This is a genomic window from Oleiphilus sp. HI0123 (genome assembly GCF_001635315.1).
In genome coordinates this window covers 1-2,581 of sequence record NZ_LWGE01001297.1, presented here as the reverse complement: position 1 = coordinate 2,581, position 2,581 = coordinate 1, and the positions used below count along the sequence as shown (strand labels likewise).

Here is a 2,581-nt window from a genome sequence, read left to right as displayed (position 1 = left end):
TCATGTAGGCGAGCGTGGCGTGAAGCTTTCTGGCGGTCAGCGTCAGCGTATTGCGATTGCCCGAGTCTTATTGAAGAACGCCCCAATACTTGTTCTGGATGAAGCCACGTCTGCTTTGGATTCGGAAGTCGAAGCTGCGATTCAACAAAGTTTATATACCTTAATGGAAGGCAAGACAGTCATTGCGATCGCTCATCGCTTATCTACCATCGCCGCACTAGACAGACTGATCGTATTAGACGAAGGCAAGATTGCCGAGCAAGGCAGCCACACAGAGCTACTTGCCCAAAACGGTATTTATGCGCAACTTTGGGCTCGACAGTCGGGTGGTTTTATCGGAGATTAAAACTTTGGGGTCAGAGTAAAAACTATTATTTTTACTCTGCCCCCAAATCTTGCCTTAACCAAACACCACTGTTTTATTTTCGTGGATAATAACCCTCTCTTCCAGGTGCAAACGCAAACCTCGTGCTAATACATTCTTCTCGGCATCTTTACCTAAGCGAACCATATCTTCTATCGTATTACTGTGACTAATACGAATCACATCCTGGTCGATAATAGGCCCTTCGTCCAAATCTTGAGTGACATAGTGACAGGTTGCACCAATCAATTTCACGCCTCTGTCATAAGCTTGATGGTAAGGCTTTGCCCCAGCAAATGAAGGTAAGAAGCTATGATGAATATTGATCACGCGTCCTGCATATGTCTCACACAGGTCAGCAGGTAAAATCTGCATATAGCGAGCAAGTACCACCAAGTCGGTCTGGTATTCATCCACCAAGCTACTAACCTGGTCGAAAGCAGCTTGTTTGTTTTGTGGGTCTACCGGCACATGGTGATAAGGAATATCGTGCCATTCAACCATACGGCGTAAATCATCGTGATTGGATATCACTGCCACAATTTCCGCATCCAGCTCATTGCTGTGCCAGCGATGTAGTAGATCCGCTAAACAATGGGATTCCTTTGAAGCCATCAACACGACGCGTTTCTTAGTATTAGAATCGCTAATACTCCATGACATGGAAAACTCTTTGGCAATGGGTTCAAACACTGTTTTGAAGTTTTCCAGATCAAAAGGAATCGAACTCGCCTTGATCTCATTGCGCATAAAAAACCAGCCGTTCTTCTGGTCGGCATGGTAACTCGCTTCAGTGATCCAACCATTATAAGTTGCCAGAAAGTTACTGACTTTTGCGACTATACCAGTACGGTCAGGGCAAGAAACGACAAGACGATAGGTTTGTTCCATAATATTTTACTGCTTCCACAATCGTTTAAGGACTAATTTGTATTCAGACATAGGCGCTCAAAATAAAAAAGAGAGCCACGAAGACTCTCTTTATTATAGATAGGTCTGAGATAATTCAAGCTTATCTCTTATTCAGACTTTGCCGCAATGATCTTCGCCTGCCATTCTTTTGGCGCAGTCTGGTGAACTGAAATACCCTGACTATCAACGGCAACTGATACTGGCATGTCAACCACATCAAATTCATAAATAGCTTCCATACCTAGTTCAGGGAAGGCAACCACTTCAGCATTCTTGATTGCTTTTGACACCAAGTAAGCCGCGCCACCCACTGCCATCAAGTATACTGATCCGTATTCTTTAATCGCATCAATCGCCACCTGGCCACGCTCGGCTTTACCGATCATGCCCATCAGGCCAGTTTCTTTAAGAATGGTATGTGTAAATTTATCCATACGTGTTGCCGTAGTCGGGCCAGCAGGGCCAACAACTTCCTCACGAACCGGATCAACAGGCCCAACGTAGTATATAAAGCGGCCTTTCAAATCTACTGGCAGCTCTTCACCATTGGCTAGCATCTCAGTCATTTTCTTATGAGCTGCATCGCGGCCAGTCAGCATTTTACCTGAAAGCAAAACCGTATCGCCCGGCTTAAGGTCGGCGACGTCTTCTTTAGTCACGTTATTCAAATCAATGCGCTTAGCACTGTCGCCAGCTTCCCAAGTAATCTCAGGCCAGTCTTCAAGACTTGGAGGTGTTTGCAATGCCGGGCCGGAGCCATCTAACACAAAGTGAGCATGACGTGTGGCAGCACAGTTTGGAATCATTACGACAGGCAATGATGCAGCATGCGTTGGATAGTCGTTAATTTTTACGTCCATAACCGTTGTTAAGCCACCAAGGCCTTGAGCACCGATACCCAGGTCGTTGACCTTATCCATAATCTCTAAACGTAACTCTTCAACACGATTTTGAGGGCCACGCTTACGAAGCTCATGAATATCAATCGGCTCCATCAAAGCTTCTTTCGCCATCACGGCAGCTTTTTCAGCTGTACCACCGATGCCTATACCCAACATGCCTGGCGGGCACCAGCCAGCGCCCATCGTAGGAACCGTTTTCAGAACCCAGTCAACAATACTGTCACTAGGGTTCAACATCGCCATTTTTGACTTATTCTCGGAACCACCGCCTTTTGCAGCAACTTGGACGTCGACAGTGTTGCCTTCGACAATCTCATAGTGGATCACAGCAGGTGTATTGTCTTTAGTATTCTTACGAGCGCCGGCAGGGTCATCTAGGATTGAAGCACGTAAGACGTTATCT

Annotated in this window: 3 protein-coding genes; 1 reads left to right on the top strand and 2 read right to left on the bottom strand. The window is 46.0% G+C overall.

The annotated features are described in order from the left end of the window. On the top strand, positions 1–346 hold a 346-nt coding region (locus tag A3761_RS15685; protein WP_156491884.1), incomplete at its 5' end, for an ATP-binding cassette domain-containing protein. Between the two features lie 54 nt (positions 347–400). On the opposite strand, the gene purU is transcribed toward A3761_RS15685, so the two are convergent. Both purU and A3761_RS15675 read right to left on the bottom strand, forming a co-directional pair. Next, positions 401–1,255 carry a formyltetrahydrofolate deformylase gene (gene purU / locus A3761_RS15680; protein ID WP_068514882.1) on the bottom strand — a complete coding sequence of 285 codons (855 nt, stop codon included), beginning with the start codon at positions 1,253–1,255 and terminating at the stop codon, positions 401–403. A 128-nt stretch (positions 1,256–1,383) separates the two neighbouring features. Continuing rightward, a partial coding sequence (locus A3761_RS15675) for a fumarate hydratase (protein WP_068750465.1) occupies positions 1,384–2,581 on the bottom strand: 1,198 nt, incomplete at its 5' end.